This window comes from Paracoccus methylarcula, assembly GCF_003007735.2.
Classification (GTDB): domain Bacteria; phylum Pseudomonadota; class Alphaproteobacteria; order Rhodobacterales; family Rhodobacteraceae; genus Paracoccus; species Paracoccus methylarcula.
Genome location: NZ_PXNQ02000019.1, coordinates 1 through 18,362 on the forward strand (window position 1 = coordinate 1; position 18,362 = coordinate 18,362).

An 18,362-nucleotide genomic window follows, 5' to 3' on the forward strand; every position below is an offset into this window, starting at 1 on the left:
GGTGCAGCCTGCGTCCCGCGATGGCCGGGGCTCTGCCCCGGACCCCGGGATATTTGCATGAAGAAGAAATGCAGGTGATCTCATGTCATTTCGCCAGTGCCTCGCGGATCGCCAGAGCCGGATCGTCGCGCCAGCGGGCATGGAGGTCGCGGGCGATCTCTCCGGCCGTTGCCTCTTCCTGTCCGGCGATCAGGGCCGAGACGATCGCTCGGGCCAGTGCCGATGGCGTCACTTTCGGGGGCGGCAGTTCCTGGTGCCATTCGTCGTCCATCGGTCCGGTATAGAGATTCATCACCCGCACGCCGCTGCCGCGCATATCGGCGCGCATGCCATGCGAGATCGCCAGCGCGGCGGCGCCCGTGGCCGAGCTCATGCCGTGGCCCGGTTGCGGCACCAGCGCGCCGATGGGCAGGATATTCATCCATGCGGCCGCGTTGTTCACCCCGTCCTCGCCCCGCGCGGCCATGGCGCGCCCGAATGTCTGCGCCAGCCGCATCAGGCCAAGGCAGCCGGTATCGAGTTCCTGCCGCGCGAAGATCGTGTCCGAGCGCGCCAGCGCGCCGCCCGGGCGGATGAAGCGGGCATTGTTGATCAGGATATCGGTCTTGCCGCCGATCTCGGCGGCCAGTTCCCGGACCGAGCCGAAATCGGTCACGTCCAGCGGCATGATGCTGCAATTCCCGATATCCTCCAGTTCGGAGCGGGCGGGAAAGGGTTTCCACGCCTCGGGCAGGCCCAGGAAGACCCGGGATGCGCCCGCCTTGAGCAGGGCACGGGCGAGGGCGGGGGCCTCGGGCGCGCGGGCATCGGTGATCAGCACGCGGCGGTGGCGCGGGTCGCAGGACAGGGTGCGCAGGGCTGGATCGTCTTGCATATGGGGGACCTCCTTGAGGGGCAGGGCGAGCAGGATCGCCTGCCCGGCGGCGTCGATCCGGTTGACCACCCGCACCCGGTCATCGCCCGAGACATCGCCATGCAACCGGCAGATCAGCGACGGCCCGGCATCCAGCAGCACGGTGCCGATGCGGATCGGCAGGCGGTCGCGGAAATGCGTATCGGGGGTGGCGCGGATCGCGGTTTCGGCAACCAACTGGCCCATCGGGTCGGTATCGCGCCATTCCAGCGCCTCGGACAGGCAGGCGCGGCACAGGTCGCGGGGCGGATACTGGATGCGCCCGCAATCGGCGCAATGTTGCAGCGCGAAGCGGCCCTCGGCGGCCATGACGCTCAGGCCGGTCGCGGCGCGGGACCGGGTTCCGGGCGGCGAAACCGGCACCCGCGTGCGCTTGAGCGGGTTTTTCTTGGGCGGTGGTTGCAGGGGTTCGGTCATGCGCCTTTCCCTTCGATGATCGCGGCGGCCGAGCAGATGCCGCGATCGTAATTGACCATGCCGAAGCCCGAGACCAGCGCCCTTGCCGCCTTTGCCACCTGTGTCGGCCCGGCGGTTGCGGTGACCTGGCGGATCGCCTCGGTCAGGCCGAGGAAACCGCCCGCCGCCCCGGCCTGCCCGGCGGAAAGCTGCCCGCCCGAGCTGTTATGCGGGAAGTCCCCGTCTATCGTCGTGTCGCGGGAGGCGAGAAAGCGCGCGCCCTCGCCCTTGGGGCAGAAGCCCAGATCCTCGGCCTGCATGGCGCAGATCACCGGGTAATCGTCATAGGTCTGGAGCAGGTCGATATCCCCCGGCCCGATCCCGGCGGTGTCCCACATGCCCGGCGCGTCCCCGGCCCAGCCCCCGCGATACTGGGCGGGATCGTCGGGAAAGGCGTTGTGACGCTCCATCGTGGCGCGGATGCGGGCATGGGGCAGGCCCAATGCGCGGGCGCGGTCCTCGGACATGACCAGGAAGGCCTCGGCTCCGGCGCAGGGCATGACGCAGTCGAACAGGCAGAGCGGGTCCGAGATCATCCGCGCCCCAAGGTAATCGTCAAGCCCAAGCGCGCTGCGCAGCAATGCCTGCGGGTTGCGGCGGGCATTGGCGCGTTGGGCGGTGGCGATCCGGCCGAAATCCTCGCGCGTGGCTCTGAATTTCCGCATGTAATGATCGGTCAGCAGGGCAAAGACCGCGTTCGGCCCGCCCGCCCCATAGGGATAGCTGGCATCCATCGCGAAACGGCTGAAGGATTGCAGCAACCGGCGGAAACTGTCGATCTCGTTTGCGTCTCCGGCGATGCAGGCGACGATCCCGGCCTCGCCCATCTGCACGGCGCGGGCGGCGCGGCGCAGGGCGACCACGCCGCAGGCGCCGCCGACCGTCACGGTTTCCAGCCAGCGCAAATCGAGGCCGAGATGATCGGCCAGCCCCGGCGCGGTGTCGGGAAACAGGGTGAAGGAGGATACCGTCAGCCCGTCGATATCGCGCGGTGTCAGCCCCGCCGCCTTCAGCGAGCCGCGCAGGGCAGAACCCAGCCAGTATTGCGCCGGATGCGGGGAGAACCGCGTATAGGGCGTGGTGAAGGGCGCGGCGATGACCACGCCGTCATAAGGGGCAGGGGCATAAGGGGCGGTCATGCCTGCCTCTTTTTCAGATGCCGCAGGTCATGGGTTTCCGGCTGCCCGACAAGTGCTACGGCGCGGGTTTTCAGCTCGGCCCGTTGCAGCTTGTTGGTCGCGGTCAGCGGCAGGGCCTCGGTCAGTGCGACATAGCCGGGGATCTTGTAATAGGCCATGCGTTCCAGCGCCCATTTGGCGAGCTCTTCGGGTGCAATATCGTCGCCGGGGACGATCAGCGCAAAGACCTCGTCGCCGCGCAGCTCGTCGGGGACGGCGGCAATGCCGACCGAGGCGATGGCCGGGTGGCGGGCAAGGATCGATTCGACCTCGACCGCGGCGATATTCTCGCCCGAGCGGCGGATGACGTTTTTCTTGCGGTCCACGAAATGGATCTGCCCGTCCGGGGCGCGGCGGACGATGTCGCCGGTATGGAACCAGCCGCCTTCCCATGCCTCGGCGGTGGCGGCGGGATCGAGCAGGTATTCGCGGAAGAACCCCAGATGCGGATCGGAACCGGCGGCCCGGACCAGCAATTCGCCCTGTTCGGCCGGTTTGCCGTCTTCGCCCTCGATTCGCATTTCCATCGCCGGACCCGGCTGGCCGAGCGCGCTTTCGCCCACGAGGCGGGGCGTCCGGCTGGCGGCGATGACCGCGCCCGCGCCGGTCTCGGTCATCGCCCATGCCTCGATCAGCGGAAAGCCGAAGCGGTCCTCGAATGGCCCGTGCAGCTTGGGATCGACCCCGGCGCCAAAGCCGAAGCGGACGGAATGACTGCGATCCAGCGGGCTTTCCGGCAGTCCCATCAGGATCGAGGGCATGACGCCAAGGTAATGCAGGCAGGTCGCGCCGCTATCTGCGACCGATTGCCACCAGCTGCGCGGATGGAAACGGTCCAGCGCGATCAGGCAGCCGCCCACCGCGATCATCGCCATGAAGGAATAGGCCATGGCGTTCATGTGAAAGATCGGCAGCGGGGTCAGCATCCGCTCGCCTTCGGTGGACAATGCGCAGAGGCCGCCCTCTTGCGCATACCACTGGCCCGCCCGCAGGAAATATTCATTCGCCAGCACGCAGCCCTTGGGCCTGCCGGTGCTGCCCGAGGTGAACAGAACCGCAGCTTCGTGGGCGCGTCCGGGGATGTCGTCGAAGACCGGGCCCGAGGTCAGCGGCGCGATGGCTTCGCCCGGCGCATGGACCGGCACGCCGGGGATGGCAGCGCGCAGATCGTCATGGCGGGACTCTATCGCGATGATCAGCGCCGGGCGGGTCAGGCTGGTCATATGCTCCAGCTCGGCGGCGCGCAGATCGGGATTGATCGGCACCACCGACAGGCCCAGCCCATTGGCGGCCAGCCAGTAAAGGAAGAAATCCGGGCGGTTCTCCAGAAGCAGCATCAGCCGCATGCCCCGAACCGCCCCGGCGGTTTGCAGCGACTCGCGGATCGCCTGCACCCGGGTTGCGGCCCTGGCATAGGTCAGCTCGATTGCGGCCCGCGATGGCTGGGGGGCGCTTCGCCCCCCGTCGCCGGCTGGTTCTCGAACCAGTGGCGCACCCGCCGACGACCCCAGAGGATATTTGGATGAAGAAGAAGTGGAGGAGGGGAACTCGGAGGTGGCAGCCTTGTCATCGGGCGGAATGCCGTAGGCCCTTGCGGTTTCCGGCAGCACGCAGAGGAATGGGTGGTCGGGCCAGCGTGTTGCGGCAGCGGCGAAGGCAGCGGCGACGGTATCGGCCTGCATCGGGTTCATGGCAGCAACTGGATATTGCCGAAGGCGGCGTCGCAATTCAGGATATCGACCCGTTTCCCGGCGATCATGATCCTGCCTTCCACCCGTTTCAGGTGATGGCGCACGGTCAGGGCCAGCAGCATCTGTTCGTCCAGGCGGGTCTCGATATAGTGCATCTGCGTGACCGCCCGCGCCTCGTCATCCGAGATTTCCTCGATGCGGGGACGGTTCAGCAGGTGGTGACAGCGGCTTTTCGGTTTCTGGCTGAAGGTGCGCGCGCCATGCAGCCGCTCGACCCGCAGGCGCAGCATGAAGTTGTCCTCGTAGAGCAGCGAGGTCTCGTTGATCGGGTCCTGCTGGTTCCAGTTCAGCGGCATCCAGTAGATGGCGTCGGGCAGCCACAGATCCAGCCAGTCGTGATACTGGCCCTGGTCCAGCATCCATGCCTCGTCGTAAACGAAATCGGTGATTTCTTCGGGTGTCATGCCGCACCTCCGGTCATGAAGCGTTTCCAGGCGTCGAACTGGTTGCGCATCTGCCGTTCGGTCGTGCCGTTCAGCACGGCCTCTTGCGTCAGGTCCTCGCCCTCTTCATAGAGCCGCTGGATATTCACCCATTCAAGCCCGTCGGCCATCAGCCCCTCCTGCGCGCGCTCATACATTTCCAGATCGTCATGCCCGACCATCGAGGTCGGCGCGTTGATCATCCGGTTATACATCGCGGTGCGGGCGACAAGCTGGTCGGGGGCGCCGTCCAGCCGGAAGATCCAGCTTTCCACCAGCGTCTTGTCTTCGGCCAGCGGGATGAAGTTGCGCAATTGCTGGATCGGGCCCTTGATCATGATATTCGGGAAATAGACCGTGTTATGCCGGTTCTCGCCCAGGATTTCCTTGGCGCGATCCTCTCCGTAAGCCTCGGTCATCGACTCGAAATAGCCGGGGATCGCCGAGTAATCCGAATGGATCGAGTGATGCACCCCGGTATGGCCATGCCCGTTGGGCCATGTGCGGATGCCCATGTTCTCAAAGAATTCATAGGGCGACATGAAGGGCGCGATGATCTCCATCGCCGGGGGCTTGGGCGTGTCCTCGGTCTTTTCCATCGACTCCCAGATCTTCACGGCGGTGCCTGCGCTGGATTCATGCGCGACCATCGGGTGACAGGTGTCGGTCTGGTTCTCGACCAGCATCTTCCAGTTGCAGCGATGCATGTAGCGCAGCGGCGCGCCCGCCACCGTCAGGCTGCCCACCGGCGAGCGGTCCACCATGTTGTCCAGGGACGACAGCGAGTCGCCGAAGAAGTCGTCAAACCCGATCCCCTCGCGCGCCAGCCGGGCAAAGATGAAGCCGCGGTAATTATGCCATGCGCCGACCGCGGCCATGCCCTTGGCGGCCTCGGTCCCTTCCAGGCCGGTGCCTGGTAGCCCTTTTTCAGCGGAATCGCGAGCAGGCAGCCATCGGTCTTGAAGGACCATGCGTGATAGGGGCAGCGAAAGAACTTGCCGGTATTGCCCGCCTTGTCGATGACGATCTTGGTGCCCTTGTGCGGGCAGCGGTTATACAGCACCTTGATCTCGCCATCCGAATGCCGGACCTGCAACAGCGGCTGGTCGCCGATCTGCGCGGTGATGTAGTCGCCCGGATTGGGGGTCTGGCTTTCGTGGCCGACATAGACCCAGCAATTGGGGAACAGGTGGCGCATTTCCAGCCGGAAGATCTCGGGGCTGGTATAGACGTCGCGATGCACCTGTTCGGGCCGGATCACGCGGGTGACGACCTCGTGGATCTGTTGCGTTTCATCGGTCATTTGCTTCTCCCCCTGTTTTCCCCTGCGCGTCGTCAGAGGTCCAGCTTGAGCCGGGGCGACAAGGCCCGGCTGACACAGATCTGCATGACATCCCCGGCGGCGCGCTCGGCCTCGGACAGCACCACGTCGCGGTGATCGGGCGTGCCCTCCAGCACGGCGGTCTGGCAGATCCCGCAATCGCCGCGCTGGCAATCATAGATGATATCGAGGCCGTTTTCCTCCAGCACCTCGATGATGGTCTGCCCCGGCGGCACGGTAAAGACCTGCCCGGTCGAGGCGATCTCGACCTCGAAGGGACTGTCGCCGGCCTCTGGTTCGGGCGTGTCGAACAGCTCGGTATGGATACGCTCGGGGGTGAAACCCGCCGCCTCTGCCGCCCGCCTCGTGGCGTCGATCATCGGGCGCGGGCCGCAGACATAGACATGCGTGCCGGGTGCCGCCGCCGCGACCAGGTCGCGACCGGCAAGGGGCCGCCCGCCTGATCATCGCGATGCAGCGCGATGCGGCCGCCATGCGCGCCCGTCAGGTGATCGGCATAGGCGGCAACCGCCGCCGAGCGGGCCGCGTAATGCATGTGCCAGTCCCGTCCGCCGCGCGACAGTGCCGCGGCCATCGAGACCAGTGGCGTCACCCCGATCCCCCCGGCCAGCAAAAGCGCCGGCGCGTCCCCGGCATCCAACGGAAAATCATTCTGCGGACCGTGCGCGGTGATCCGGTCGCCAACGGCGAGTTCATGCATCCATTTCGAGCCGCCCGCGCCGGCGTCGTCGCGGCGGATTGCCAGCAGGTATTCCGCCGGGCATCCGGCATCATGACCAAGGTCGATCAATGAATATGCATTGGTATTTCCGCCGGGCAGAACCACCCGGATATGCGCCCCGGCGCCATAGGCGGGCAGCTTCCCGCCATCCGCCGGGACCAGTGCGATCTCGCGGATGCCCTCGCCCGGATCGGCGATTCGCGTGACGGTCAGTTCAAGCTCTTGAGCAGAGGTTCCAGTGGGGGAGGGCTGTGTCGTCGGCATTGTCCGATCCTGTTGGCGTTGCACAATTTCCTGCGCTGGCTGGCGATTTCGGGACCGCCTTGTTTCAGAAACTATGAAATATCATGCAATCTTCTGTCAATCTTTAAACTTAAAAAAATGCATATTCATATTTTTCTTGCGTGAAGGGGGCGATTGGTGAGAGGCTTTGCGGAAAAGAATCGTCAACCGGGAGCCACCACATGAAGCATCTCAACACCCGCCTTCTGGCAGCCACCGCCGCCCTGTGCCTGTCGGCGCTGCCTTCGCTTGCGCAGGACGTGACCCTGCGTCTTTCCAACTGGCTGCCGGTGTCGCATCCGGTGGTCAAGGACATCATGATGCCCTGGGCCGAGCAGGTGAAGGAAGCGACCGAGGGGCGGGTCGAGGTTCAGATCCTCGACGCGCCACTGGGCCCGCCGCCCGCGCATTTCGACCTTGTGTCGTCGGGTGCGGCCGATATCGCCTTTTCGGCGCATAGCTATACGCCGGGGCGATTCGCCCTGACCCAGCTTGCCGAGCTGCCCTTCCTGACCCCCAGTTCCGAGGCGAATTCGGTCGCCTTCTGGCGGGTCTGGGAAAGTATGCTGGCCGAGCAGAACGAACATGCCGGGGTCAAGGTGCTGGCGCTGTTCGGTCATGGGCCGGGGCAGCTTTTCACCACTTCGAAGCCGGTCAGCCCGGTCCCGGGGCTGGAGGGGGCCAAGATCCGTGTCGCGGGCGAGGTGACGGATCAGCTTGTCGCGAATCTCGGCATGGTCTCGGTCCAGGCGCCGTCCTCGGAAAGCTATGAGCTGCTGCATAACGGCGTTGCCGACGGGATCGTGTTTCCCTATGAATCCGTGCCGTTCTTCAAGCTGGACGACACGGTGAAGCAGGCGCTGACCGTCGATGGCGGCATGTATAACGTGTCCTTCTTCATGGTCATGAACCAGGCGCGCTATGACAGCCTGTCAGAAGCCGACCGGGCCGCGATCGACGAGGTCTCGGGCGAGGCGCTGGTGCGCATGGCGGGCAAGGCATGGGACGCCGCCGACAAGGCCGGGCGCGAGGCGATGGAGGGCAAGGTCGCCTTCACCCCCGCCGAGGGCGATGACCTGGCCGCGCTGCAGGCCGCGTCGGATTCGATCTACGCCTCGGTGCGCGGGAAATACGAGGCCAAGGGCGTCGATTTCGACAAGGCGCTGGAGATGTTCAAATCCGAGATCGAGAAAGTGCAGGCCGGGGAATGACGCTCGAAAACCTGCGTGCCGGACTGCGCACCGTCACCGCGGCTCTTCTGGGCGTGCTTCTGATCGCACTGACCGCGGTGACGGTGGTGGACGTGGTCGGCCGCTATCTCTTCAACAGCCCGCTTTCCGGTGGCACCGAACTGACCGAGCTTCTGGTCATGGCCGTCGTTTTCGCCGGGCTGCCCGCCATCACGCTGGATGACGGCCATGTCACCGCCGATCTGTTCACCCAGCATTTCAGCCCGCGCGGCAAGGACATGCAGCTTTTCTGCGCCCGTATCCTGTCCGCCGCCGCGCTGGCCCTGGGGGCGTGGCAATTGTGGCAGCACGGGCTGCGGCTGGCGGGCTACAACCAGACCACGCTCTATCTGAAGATCCCGATGGGGCCGGTGGCGCAGTTTGCCGCCGTGATCTGCGCGGCCTCGGCGGTGATGGTGCTGGCAATGGCGCTGCTGCGCGTCCGCCGGGCCGATTGAGCGTGATTTTCATGCGGTTTGCAGGGAGGTAACATGGACTGGCCCTTCGGGATGGCGATCCTGTTCGCGATACTGTTTCTGGGGATTCCCATCGGATTCTCGCTGTTGCTGGTCGGCCTTGTCGGCATTTCCAGCATCATCGGCCTGCAGCCCGCCCTGTCCATGCTGGGGCAGATCTTTTTCGACACGGCCCGCAGCTATTCCCTGTCGGTGGTGCCGCTCTTCCTGCTGATGGGCAATTTCATCGTGCAATCGGGCGTTGCCGACGAGATCTATGACGCCGCCAATGCATGGCTGCGGCACCGCAAGGGCGGGCTGGCCATGGCGACCGTGGTGGCCTGCGGCGGTTTCGGCTCGGTCTGCGGCTCGTCGTTGGCGACGGCGGCGACGATGGGCAAGATCGCGCTGCCCGCGATGCGGCGGCATGGCTATTCCGACAGTCTTGCCACCGGCAGCATCGCGGCGGGAGGCACGCTTGGCATCATCATTCCGCCATCGGTCATCCTGGTGATCTACGGCATCCTGACCCAGCAGGATATCGGCAAGCTGTTCCTCGCCGGCATCATCCCCGGCCTGCTCGGGGTGATCGGCTACATGATCGCCGTCCGGATCTCCTTGTGGATGCGGCCCGAGCACCTGACGGGAATGCCTCCGCTGCCCCTGCGCGAGCGGCTTCTGGCGCTGCGCGGCGTGTTTCCCGCGCTGATGCTGTTCCTTTTCGTGTTGGGCGGCATCTACCTGGGCGTCTTCACCGCGACCGAGGCGGCGGGCATGGGCGCGGGCGGGGCGATCCTGCTGACGGCGCTGCGCGGCAAGCTGACGGCAAGGGCCACGCTGACCACGCTGTTCGATTCGGGCAAGACGACGGCGGCGATGTTCTTCATCCTGATGGGGGCGCTGTATTTCATGAATTACGTGAACCTGTCGGGCCTGTCCTCGGATATCAAGAACGGGATCCTGTCGCTGGACATGCCGCCCTTTGGCGTCCTGCTGATGATCTCGGTCCTGCTGCTGGTGCTGGGCGCGCTCTTGGAAAGCCTGTCCATGGTCACGCTGGTCGTGCCGGTGCTGTTCCCGATCGTCACCTCGCTTGGCATCGATCCGATCTGGTTCGGCATCTTCATCGTGGTGGCCGCCGAGCTGAGCTATATCACCCCGCCGATGGGGATGAATGTCTTCGTGCTGCGGGTGGTCGCGCGCGAGGTGCCGGTGGGGCAGATATTCCGCGGCGTGACGCCCTTCGTGCTGATGGATATCGTCAGGCTGCTGCTCCTGATGCTGTTCCCGGCATTGGCACTGGTCATTCCGAACTCGATGTAGTCAATGGATTGCATGAGCGATCATGAGCGCGACGAACCCCGGACCGGGGAGCCATTCCTGGCCGATTACCTGCAATTCCTGCTGGCCACGGCCAGCGGGCTGGCAAGCCACAGCTTCCACGTGCAGGCTGCTGCCGCGGGCGTGTCGGTCGCGGAATGGCGGGTGCTGGCCTGCCTGAGCGATTGCGACGGCCAATCCGTGACCGAACTGGCCCGGCTGGCGCAGATGGAGCAATCGCGCCTGACGCGGGTGATCGAGCGGATGGACAATCGCGGCCATGTCACCCGCAAGCGTTGCCGGGACGACCGGCGCAAGGTCCATGTCTGGCTGACCGGGCAAGGTGCAGGGATCGCCCGCGACCTCGTTGCCCGCGCCCGGGCGCATGAGGCGGAATTCATCGAAAGCTGCCTGAGCCCGGCCGAGGGCCGTCGCCTCAAGGCGCTGCTGACCAAGGTGATCGAGCGCGCCGGCAAGGGCAAGGTCCACGCAATCCGCCGCTGAGGTGCTTGCGGTTTGCGCTCCGTCGCCGGTGGGTCCTTTGAGCCGGCGGCGCGCGCGGCTGGCGATCCCCGGCCAGGTATTTGGACAAGGAAGAAGGGACGTATCGGCATGCAGCATGTCTGAAGCATCCATTTTCATTCAATGTTGCCGAAAGGTGGGTTCGGAACGCGAAAATATGGCCAGATTTACTTTGTGAGTTGTCCAAATTTATTTGCAAATGCATATTTATATGATAGTTCGGACAGTATGCCGGGCGGCTGAAGGAGGACCGTTGTCATGACCGAAGACGATACTCGCGATATCGCCGGCCATCCCCGGCTTGGAGAGATCGGGCTCGCGAATTTCGCGCCCTACCTGATGAACCGGATCATGGGCCGCTATAATGCCTCGCTGCGCGACGAGATGGCGAGGCTTGGCCTGAGCACGCCCAAGATGCGTGCGCTGGCGGTGCTGTCGGTCATCGACGGGCCGCTGATCCGCGAACTGGCGATCTATGCCGTGGTGGAGCAGTCCACCCTGTCGCGCGCCCTCGATCAGCTTGTCGGCGACGGGCTGGTCCGGCGCGTGCAGGATACAAGCGACAGCCGCGCGACGCGGGTCTACCTGACCGAGGCGGGGCGGGCGGATTTCGACCGGCTCTGGCCTCATATGGCCGCGGCGGAGGCCGAGATGTTCCGGGGCGTCCCCGACGAGGACAAGCGGGTTTTCGTGGGCACCTTGCAGAAGGTTCTGAAAAACATACGCAAACACGAGATCTGATCCCGGGTCCGGCAGGCCCGGCCCTCTCGTGCGTAGCCGAAGGAGAAGAAAGATGGCGGAGCGATCGTTCAAGGCCGAGGTCAGGCATCTGCGCCTCGGCGAGGGAGAGCGCTTTACCGGCGAAGGCATCCTGGCCATCACCAAGGCGCTGCTGGAAAACGGCGTCGGTTATGTCGGCGGCTACCAGGGTGCGCCGATCAGCCACCTGATGGATGTGTTGGCCGATGCCGAGGAATTGCTGTCCGAACTCGGTGTCCGTTTCGAAGCCAATGCGAACGAGGCGGCGGCGGCTGCGATGCTGGCCGCGTCCGTGCATTACCCGATCCGGGGGGCGGTGACCTTCAAGGGCTCGGTCGGGGTGAATGTCGCGTCGGATGCGCTGGCGAACCTGGCCTCGTCGGGGGTAAATGGCGGGGCGCTGGTGATCGTGGGCGAGGATTACGGCGAAGGTTCCTCGATCATGCAGGAGCGGACCCACGCATTCGCGATGAAATCGCAATTCTGGCTTTTGGACCCACGCCCCAACCTGCCCTCGATCGTCAAGGCGGTGGGCGACGGGTTCGAGCTGTCCGAGGCGTCGAACACGCCGGTCATGCTGATGGTGCGGATACGTGCCTGCACGTGACCGGCAGTTTCCCCACCCGCGACAATCGCCGCCCCGAACTTACCGTCCGCGAGGCGCTGTCCAACCCGCAATCGGATTTCTCGCGCGTGGTGCTGCCGCCGATGAGCTTCGCGCATGAGCAGGACAAGATCGACAACCGCCGCCCCGCCGCCGAAGCTTTTATCCGCGACCACAAGCTGAACGAGGTTTTCGGCCCGCGCGAGGCGCCTGTCGGGCTGGTCCTGCAGGGCGGCATGTATAACAGCGTGATCCGCGCGCTGCAGCGGCTTGGTTTGGCCGATATCCATGGCGACAGCCGGGTGCCGCTCTACGTGCTGAACGTCACCTATCCGCTGGTTCCCGACGAGTTCCTGTCCTTCTGCGAGGGCAAGGATCAGGTGCTGACCATCGAAGAGGGCCAGCCGGAATTCATCGAGCAGCAGCTTGCCACTTGTCTTTACCGCGCCGGATCGGCGGTCAAGCTGCGCGGCAAGGATATCCTGCCGATGGCCGGGGAATATACCGGGCAGGTGATGCTGGACGGGATCGGCCAGTTCCTGCGCGAGGCCGCGCCCGGCATCCTGCCCGCGCAGATCCTGGCCCCGAACGAGGAACGCCCGCCACTGCCCGACCTATCCAAAACCGTGCCGATCCGCCCGCCCGGCTTCTGCACCGGCTGCCCCGAGCGCCCGATTTTCGCGGCGATGAAACTGGTTCAGAAGGAAACCGGCAAGCTGCAGATCTCGGCCGATATCGGCTGTCATCTCTTTGCCGCGTTGCCGCCTTTCGAGATCGGCGGGGCGACCATGGGTTACGGCCTTGGCCCCGCAGCGAATGCCGCTTTCGACGGCGGGGGCGAGCGCAGGCCGGTGGCGATCATCGGCGATGGCGGGTTCTGGCATAATGGCTTGTCGTCGAGTTTCACCAACATGGCCTTCAACAAGTCCGATGGCGTGGCGGTGATCGTGGACAATTACTATTCCGCCGCGACGGGCGGGCAGGACGTGATGTCGTCCCGCGCGGATAACCCCACGAAATCCACGCAGAATCCCATCTCCAGGGCACTGAAGGGGATCGGTATCAACTGGGTCCGGCAGGTCGACCGCACCTATGATGTCGGCAAGATGCGCGACCTGCTGCGCGAGGCGCTGACCACGGATGCGCCGGGGCCGCGCGCATCGTCGCCTCTTCGGAATGCATGCTGAACCGGCAGCGCCGGGAAAAGCCGCAGCGCGCGCAGGCGATCCGCGATGGCCGCCGGGTCGAGGCGCCACGCTTCGGCGTGGACGAGGATGTCTGCACCGGCGATCACGCCTGTATCCGGCTGTCGGGCTGCCCCTCGCTCGGGCTGAAACGGCTGGACGATCCGCTGCGCGACGATCCGGTCGCCTCGATCGATCAAAGCTGCGTCGGTTGCGGCAATTGCGGCGAGGTGGCGGATGCCGCCGTGCTCTGCCCGTCCTTCTACCGCGCCGATGTCATCCACAACCCCGGCACATGGGAGACCCGGCTGGCCCGGTTCCGCGCCCGTATCATCGGCTGGCTGCAGGCCCGCCGCGATGCCAACCGCCTGACATTCGAGGCCCAGCCATGACCCTGCACCAGCATCTGCCCTCCGCCCCCGCCGATCCGCGCCTGGACGGGATCATCAAGCTGGCCATCCTTGCCGTCGGCGGGCAGGGGGGCGGTGTGTTGACCAACTGGATCGAGGCGCTGGCGCGCGGCAACGGCTATGACGCGCAGGCGACCAGCGTGGCTGGCGTAGCGCAGCGCACCGGCGCGACGGTCTATTACATCGAGATGGCCCCGCAGGCCGAGGCCGCGCCGGTCTTTGCGCTGGCGCCCTCGGCCGGCGATGTCGATATCATGATCGCCGCCGAGATGATGGAGGCCGGGCGCTCGATCCAGCGCGGCTTCGTGACGCCGGACCGGACGGTGCTGATCGCCTCGACCCATCGCGCCCTGGCGGTGTCGGAAAAGATGGTGCCGGGCGATGGCATCGCCTCGTCTGACGAGGTGATGGCGGTGGCAGAGATCGCCGCGCGGCAATTCATCGCCGCCGATTTCGACCGGATGGCCATCGATAACGGCTCGGTCATCTCGGCCTCGCTGTTCGGGGCGCTGGCCGGATCGGGCGCTTTGCCCTTCCCGCGCGAGGCCTTCGAAGAGGCGATCCGGGCAAGCGGCAAGGGGGTCGAGGGCTCGCTGCGCGCCTTTGCCGCGGCCCATGAGGCGGCCAGTCAGCCGCTCGAAACGACTGAGGCGGCGGAAGCCGCGATCCCGGGCGAGCCGCGCCCCTCCGGCCCCTCGCGGCTGGTCGTGCAATGGCAGGCGCTGGAGGCCGAGGCAAGGGCGTTGCCCGCACCGGTCGCCGGGATGGCCCTGCCGGGGCTGCGCAAACTCGCCGAGTTCCAGGATCTCGCCTATGGGCGGGAATATCTGGACCGGCTTGGCACCGTGCTGGCGCGGGACGATGCCGGGCATGGCTTCATGCTGACGCGGGAAGCGGCGAAATATATCGCCAATGCGATGGCTTATGACGACGTGATCCGGGTGGCCGATCTCAAGACCCGATCGCGCCGGATGACCCGGATCCAGGCCGAGATGCGGGCGGGTGAGGCCAACCTGATGCAGGTCACGGAATACATGCATCCCCGCGCCGAGGAAATCGCCGGGATGCTGCCTGCCGGATTGGGGCAAAAGGTGATGGACAGTCCGAAATGGATGAAGCGGCTGGACCGCTGGTTCAACAAGGGCCGCCGCCTGCGCAGCGACAGCCTGCGCGGTTTCGTCATGCTCTACCTGCTGGGCGGGCTGAAAAGCTGGCGCCGCCGCACCCTGCGCCATGCGCAGGAACAGGCGCATCTGGCCGGATGGCTGGACCGGGCAATGGGCTACCGCGCCGCGAATTACGATCTGGCGGTCGAGGTGATCCGCTGCCGGAGGCTGATCAAGGGATATTCGGACACCCACAGCCGTGGCCTGTCGAAATTCGATCTTGTGCTGGAGGGGATCACCGCCGTCGCTGACCGCCACGATGCCGCCGATTGGGCACGCCGCCTGCGCGAAGCCGCCCTGCAGGACGAGGAGGGCGAGGCCCTGGACGGCGCGATCCGGACGATCCGGAGTTTCGCCTGACGGGGGTGGGCGTGGGAATGCGTCCCGCGATGGCCGGGGGTTTCACACCCCCGGACCCCCGTGGGATATTTAGATGAAGAAGAAGATGAAAGAGTTGGCGTGAGCTAGCGCGCGCAGTCCCCGAGCTGCCGAGTTCGTCGAGGATCGCGCAGTCGGGATCGTCATCGCCACGGCATTCGGCGATCAGGTCCTGCAGTTTCCGTTCCAGCGCGTGCAACTGGGTAATCTTTTCCCGGATCTCGGACAGGTGGGACTCGGCCAGGTTGCGCACATCCCTGCTGGCCCGGTTCTCGTCGCAGTAAAGCCCCATCAGGCGGCGGCATTCCTCCAGCGAGAAGCCCAGGCTGCGAGCCTGCGACAGGAAACGCAGCCGGGTCAATTGCTGGCCGCTGAAATCGCGATAGCCGTTATTGCCGCGATCCGGGGCGACAAGGCCGATTTCCTCGTAATAGCGGATCGTCTTGACCGGCAGCCCGGTCGTCTCTGCGGCTTCACCGATATTCATCGTCTGGCTCCTGCGCTATGGCGGGTGAAAGAAAACTGGTCATGGCGGGCGGCGGTTTCAAGCGCCCGCCATGACCGGCGACGGTTCCTACCCTGCGGGTTGCGGTACGGTGCGGGCGCCGCCTTGCCCTGCGGCAGCCGGTGGCGTTCCGGTCCGCGACCCGGGGCCGGCGCGGCGCAGGCGCAGCGCGTTGCTCAGCACGAAGACGCTGGACAGCGCCATTGCCCCGGCGGCGAGGATCGGCGACAGCAACATGCCGTTCAGCGGATAGAGCACCCCCGCCGCGACCGGGATCAGCGCGGTGTTGTAGCCAAAGGCCCAGAACAGGTTCTGGCGGATATTCCGCATCGTCGCATGGCTGACCGCGAAGGCATTGGCGACGGTGCCGAGACCCTGGCCCATCAGCACCACATCGGCGCTTTCGATGGCGACATCCGTGCCCGAGCCGATGGCGATGCCGACATCCGCCGAGGCCAGCGCGGGGGCGTCATTGATGCCGTCCCCGACAAAGGCCACCGGCCCGTGTTCGCGCAGCCGCTGGATGGCGGAGAGCTTGCCGTCGGGCATGACCTCGGCCACCACCTCGTCGATGCCCAGTTTCGCCGCGACCGCCTTTGCCGTGGCGCGACTGTCGCCGGTGATCATCGCCACCCGCAGCCCCTGCGCATGCAGGTCGGCAATGGCGGTGGGCGCGCTGTCCTTGATCCGGTCGGCCACCGCGATCAGCGCTGCGATCCGCCCGTCCCGCGCGGCGAAGAGCGTGGTCTGCCCCTCGGCGGCCAGCGCCTCGGCCCTGTCAGTCAGTGCGCCGGTGTCGATGCCTTCGCGCTGCATCAGCCGGGCGGCGCCGATCAGCAACTCGTGCCCTGCCACCTGCGCGCGAACGCCCAGCCCGGTCAGCGCCTCGAACCCGTCGGGAGAGGCGGGGGTCAGCCCTTCGCCCCTTGCGCCTTCGGTGATGGCGCGGGCGATGGGATGTTCCGAGCGCTCCTCGACCCCGGCCACCTGTGCCAGCAATTCGGAGCGATCCAGGCCCGGCGCGGTCTCGAATGCGGTCAGGCTCGGGCGGCCCTCGGTCAGGGTGCCGGTCTTGTCCAGCGCGACCACCGCGACGCCCTGCAGCGATTGCAGCGCGTCGCCCCTGCGGAACAACACGCCCAATTCGGCCGCGCGCCCGGTCCCCACCATGATCGAGGTCGGCGTGGCCAGCCCCATCGCGCAGGGGCAGGCGATGATCAGCACCGCCACCCCGGCGACCAGCGCATGGCTCAGCCGCGGTTCGGGGCCGAATGCCAGCCACAACCCGACGGTCAGCAGCGCCACGGCAAGGACGGCGGGGACGAAATACATGGTGATGCGGTTCACCAGGTCCTGGATCGGCAGGCGCGCGCCCTGCGCCTCTTCGACCATGCGGATGATCTGCGACAGGACCGTGTCGGCGCCGACATGGGTGGCGCGGAACACCAGCGCGCCATTGCCGTTCACCGTGCCGCCGGTCACCTGCGCGCCCTCGGATTTCTCGACCGGCACCGGCTCGCCCGTGATCATGCTCTCATCGACCCAGGACCCGCCCGAGACGACCTGCCCGTCCACCGCCAGCTTCTCTCCGGGGCGGACATGGATCAGGTCGCCGACAACGATCTGCTCGATGGGCAATTCGCCGACCTCGCCGCCACGTTCGACCCGAGCTGTGCGGGCGCGCAGACCGGCCAGCTTGCGGATCGCCTCGCCGGTGCGGCCCTTGGCGCGGGCTTCGAGAAACCGGCCCAGCAGGATCAGCACGACGATCACCGCCGCCGCCTCGAAATAGACATTGCGGCTGGCCTCGGGCAGCAGAGCGGGCAAGAAGGTCGCCACGGTCGAATAAACCCATGCCGCCCCGGTGCCCAAGGCCACCAGCGAATTCATGTCGGGCGCGCCCTTCAGCAGTGCCGGAAAGCCCTTGGTGTAAAAGCGCCGGCCCGGCCCGATCACCACCACTGTCGTCAGCAGGAACTGGATCACCCACGACGCCTGCATGCCGATGCTGCCCGCGATCAGGCGATGGATGCCGGGGACCAGGTGGCTGCCCATTTCGAGCATGAAAACCGGCACCGCCAGCACCGCGGCAATCAGCAGGTCACGGCGCAGCGCGGCGATCTCGCCCGCCTTGCGCTCCTCGGAGGCATCCGTGGCGCCGGCCCGGCCCTCATCGGCCCGATATGGCTGCGCCGAATAGCCCGCCCCGGTCACAATGGCTGCGATCTCGCCCGCATCCAGCCCCCCGACATGGCGCACCACCGCGCGCCCCGCCGCCAGGTTGACATTGGCCGAGACGATTCCCGGCGTCGCGGTCAGCGCCCGCTCGATCCGCCCCACGCAGGAGGCGCAGGACATGCCGTCGATCTCCAGCGTGGTCTCGGCCAGTCGCGCGGGATAGCCGGTTTCTTCCAGCACCTCGGCCAGTTGCCCCGCCGTCAGGCTGCCATCATGCCGCACGGTCGCGCTTTCCGTGGCGAGGTTGACCTCGGCCCCGGTCACGCCCTGCACCTGTTTCAGGGCCCGTTCCACCCGTCCGACGCAGGAGGCGCAGCTCATCCCGTCCACGCCGATCTGCAGGATCTTGTCATCACTCATCGTGCCGCTCCATCAATGGATTCTCATCATTGACACCTGATCTAGGGCTTCCAGTTACTGGAGGGTCAAGGGGCTAATTGAAACAACCTCGCGAAGCGGCAATCCGCCCCACCCGAACGCGCCCCTTCTTCTTCATGCAAGTATCCCCGGGGGGTGCCGGGGGGCAG

General features: G+C 66.1%; 15 protein-coding genes and 2 pseudogenes. 7 read left to right on the plus strand and 10 right to left on the minus strand.

Annotation, left to right across the window (positions count from 1 at the left end; all coding sequences use genetic code 11):
• Positions 1-85: 85 nt before the first annotated feature.
• From A7A09_RS20095 to A7A09_RS21200, 8 genes are read right to left on the minus strand one after another with little or no spacing between them, the layout of a single operon-like run.
• A complete protein-coding gene (locus tag A7A09_RS20095) occupies positions 86-1,330 on the minus strand; it encodes an SDR family oxidoreductase (protein ID WP_106693059.1) in 1,245 nt (414 codons plus the stop codon).
• Positions 1,327-2,508 carry a thiolase family protein gene (locus tag A7A09_RS20100; protein ID WP_106693060.1) on the minus strand — a complete coding sequence of 394 codons (1,182 nt, stop codon included), beginning with the start codon at positions 2,506-2,508 and terminating at the stop codon, positions 1,327-1,329. The genes A7A09_RS20095 and A7A09_RS20100 overlap by 4 nt, the downstream gene beginning before the upstream one ends.
• A complete protein-coding gene (locus A7A09_RS20105; RefSeq protein WP_245999496.1) occupies positions 2,505-4,238 on the minus strand; it encodes an AMP-binding protein in 1,734 nt (577 codons plus the stop codon). Before A7A09_RS20105 ends, A7A09_RS20100 begins: the two co-directional genes overlap by 4 nt.
• Positions 4,235-4,702 carry an aromatic-ring-hydroxylating dioxygenase subunit beta gene (locus tag A7A09_RS20110; protein WP_106693061.1) on the minus strand — a complete coding sequence of 156 codons (468 nt, stop codon included), beginning with the start codon at positions 4,700-4,702 and terminating at the stop codon, positions 4,235-4,237. Before A7A09_RS20110 ends, A7A09_RS20105 begins: the two co-directional genes overlap by 4 nt.
• Positions 4,699-5,484: an RHO alpha subunit C-terminal catalytic domain-containing protein gene (locus A7A09_RS21715; RefSeq protein WP_366466409.1), complete on the minus strand. Its 786-nt coding sequence runs from the start codon at positions 5,482-5,484 to the stop codon at positions 4,699-4,701. The genes A7A09_RS20110 and A7A09_RS21715 overlap by 4 nt, the downstream gene beginning before the upstream one ends.
• The gene (locus tag A7A09_RS21720) at positions 5,454-6,023 is read right to left on the minus strand and encodes a Rieske 2Fe-2S domain-containing protein (protein ID WP_245999497.1); all 570 of its coding nucleotides are present in this window, start codon (positions 6,021-6,023) and stop codon (positions 5,454-5,456) included. The genes A7A09_RS21715 and A7A09_RS21720 overlap by 31 nt, the downstream gene beginning before the upstream one ends.
• 32 nt (positions 6,024-6,055) lie before the next feature.
• Positions 6,056-6,421: a 2Fe-2S iron-sulfur cluster-binding protein gene (locus A7A09_RS21195; RefSeq protein WP_211341199.1), complete on the minus strand. Its 366-nt coding sequence runs from the start codon at positions 6,419-6,421 to the stop codon at positions 6,056-6,058.
• On the minus strand, positions 6,418-7,047 hold the full coding sequence (locus tag A7A09_RS21200; protein ID WP_211341200.1) for a ferredoxin reductase: 630 nt from the start codon (positions 7,045-7,047) through the stop codon (positions 6,418-6,420). Before A7A09_RS21200 ends, A7A09_RS21195 begins: the two co-directional genes overlap by 4 nt.
• Before the next feature lie 200 nt (positions 7,048-7,247).
• Between A7A09_RS21200 and A7A09_RS20125 the strand changes: the two genes are divergently transcribed.
• From A7A09_RS20125 to A7A09_RS20155, 7 genes and pseudogenes are all read left to right on the plus strand, one after another.
• Entirely contained in the window at positions 7,248-8,276 is a 1,029-nt protein-coding gene (locus A7A09_RS20125) for a TRAP transporter substrate-binding protein (RefSeq protein ID WP_106693062.1), read from the plus strand.
• On the plus strand, positions 8,273-8,752 hold the full coding sequence (locus tag A7A09_RS20130) for a TRAP transporter small permease (RefSeq protein ID WP_106693063.1): 480 nt from the start codon (positions 8,273-8,275) through the stop codon (positions 8,750-8,752). Before A7A09_RS20125 ends, A7A09_RS20130 begins: the two co-directional genes overlap by 4 nt.
• A gap of 33 nt (positions 8,753-8,785) precedes the next feature.
• The gene (locus A7A09_RS20135; protein WP_106693064.1) at positions 8,786-10,072 is read left to right on the plus strand and encodes a TRAP transporter large permease; all 1,287 of its coding nucleotides are present in this window, start codon (positions 8,786-8,788) and stop codon (positions 10,070-10,072) included.
• Positions 10,073-10,084: 12 nt separating this feature from the next.
• Positions 10,085-10,573 carry a MarR family winged helix-turn-helix transcriptional regulator gene (locus tag A7A09_RS20140; protein ID WP_245999498.1) on the plus strand — a complete coding sequence of 163 codons (489 nt, stop codon included), beginning with the start codon at positions 10,085-10,087 and terminating at the stop codon, positions 10,571-10,573.
• A 276-nt stretch (positions 10,574-10,849) separates the two neighbouring features.
• Positions 10,850-11,332, plus strand: coding sequence for a MarR family winged helix-turn-helix transcriptional regulator (locus A7A09_RS20145; RefSeq protein WP_106693066.1), 483 nt, complete (start codon positions 10,850-10,852; stop codon positions 11,330-11,332).
• Positions 11,333-11,384: 52 nt separating this feature from the next.
• Positions 11,385-13,530, plus strand: a pseudogene (locus A7A09_RS20150) (thiamine pyrophosphate-dependent enzyme).
• Positions 13,527-15,074 carry an indolepyruvate oxidoreductase subunit beta family protein gene (locus tag A7A09_RS20155; protein ID WP_106693067.1) on the plus strand — a complete coding sequence of 516 codons (1,548 nt, stop codon included), beginning with the start codon at positions 13,527-13,529 and terminating at the stop codon, positions 15,072-15,074. Before A7A09_RS20150 ends, A7A09_RS20155 begins: the two are co-directional and overlap by 4 nt.
• 196 nt (positions 15,075-15,270) lie before the next feature.
• Here the strand turns inward: A7A09_RS20155 and A7A09_RS20160 are convergent.
• Together A7A09_RS20160 and A7A09_RS20165 are read right to left on the minus strand one after the other, a co-directional pair.
• Positions 15,271-15,579 (minus strand): annotated as a pseudogene (locus A7A09_RS20160) (MerR family transcriptional regulator); the annotation flags it as partial.
• An 87-nt stretch (positions 15,580-15,666) separates the two neighbouring features.
• Entirely contained in the window at positions 15,667-18,195 is a 2,529-nt protein-coding gene (locus A7A09_RS20165; protein ID WP_106693068.1) for a heavy metal translocating P-type ATPase, read from the minus strand.
• Positions 18,196-18,362 lie beyond the last annotated feature (167 nt).

Bases quoted from the DNA above. Each gene is read 5' to 3' on its own strand.
- A7A09_RS20095 (WP_106693059.1), bottom strand. From the start codon at position 1,330: ATGACCGAACCCCTGCAACCACCGCCCAAGAAAAACCCGCTCAAGCGC.
- A7A09_RS20100 (WP_106693060.1), bottom strand. From the start codon at position 2,508: ATGACCGCCCCTTATGCCCCTGCCCCTTATGACGGCGTGGTCATCGCC.
- A7A09_RS20105 (WP_245999496.1), bottom strand. From the start codon at position 4,238: ATGAACCCGATGCAGGCCGATACCGTCGCCGCTGCCTTCGCCGCTGCC.
- A7A09_RS20110 (WP_106693061.1), bottom strand. From the start codon at position 4,702: ATGACACCCGAAGAAATCACCGATTTCGTTTACGACGAGGCATGGATG.
- A7A09_RS21715 (WP_366466409.1), bottom strand. From the start codon at position 5,484: ATGGTGGACCGCTCGCCGGTGGGCAGCCTGACGGTGGCGGGCGCGCCG.
- A7A09_RS21720 (WP_245999497.1), bottom strand. From the start codon at position 6,023: ATGACCGATGAAACGCAACAGATCCACGAGGTCGTCACCCGCGTGATC.
- A7A09_RS21195 (WP_211341199.1), bottom strand. From the start codon at position 6,421: ATGATCGACGCCACGAGGCGGGCGGCAGAGGCGGCGGGTTTCACCCCC.
- A7A09_RS21200 (WP_211341200.1), bottom strand. From the start codon at position 7,047: ATGCCGACGACACAGCCCTCCCCCACTGGAACCTCTGCTCAAGAGCTT.
- A7A09_RS20125 (WP_106693062.1), top strand. From the start codon at position 7,248: ATGAAGCATCTCAACACCCGCCTTCTGGCAGCCACCGCCGCCCTGTGC.
- A7A09_RS20130 (WP_106693063.1), top strand. From the start codon at position 8,273: ATGACGCTCGAAAACCTGCGTGCCGGACTGCGCACCGTCACCGCGGCT.
- A7A09_RS20135 (WP_106693064.1), top strand. From the start codon at position 8,786: ATGGACTGGCCCTTCGGGATGGCGATCCTGTTCGCGATACTGTTTCTG.
- A7A09_RS20140 (WP_245999498.1), top strand. From the start codon at position 10,085: ATGAGCGATCATGAGCGCGACGAACCCCGGACCGGGGAGCCATTCCTG.
- A7A09_RS20145 (WP_106693066.1), top strand. From the start codon at position 10,850: ATGACCGAAGACGATACTCGCGATATCGCCGGCCATCCCCGGCTTGGA.
- A7A09_RS20155 (WP_106693067.1), top strand. From the start codon at position 13,527: ATGACCCTGCACCAGCATCTGCCCTCCGCCCCCGCCGATCCGCGCCTG.
- A7A09_RS20165 (WP_106693068.1), bottom strand. From the start codon at position 18,195: ATGAGTGATGACAAGATCCTGCAGATCGGCGTGGACGGGATGAGCTGC.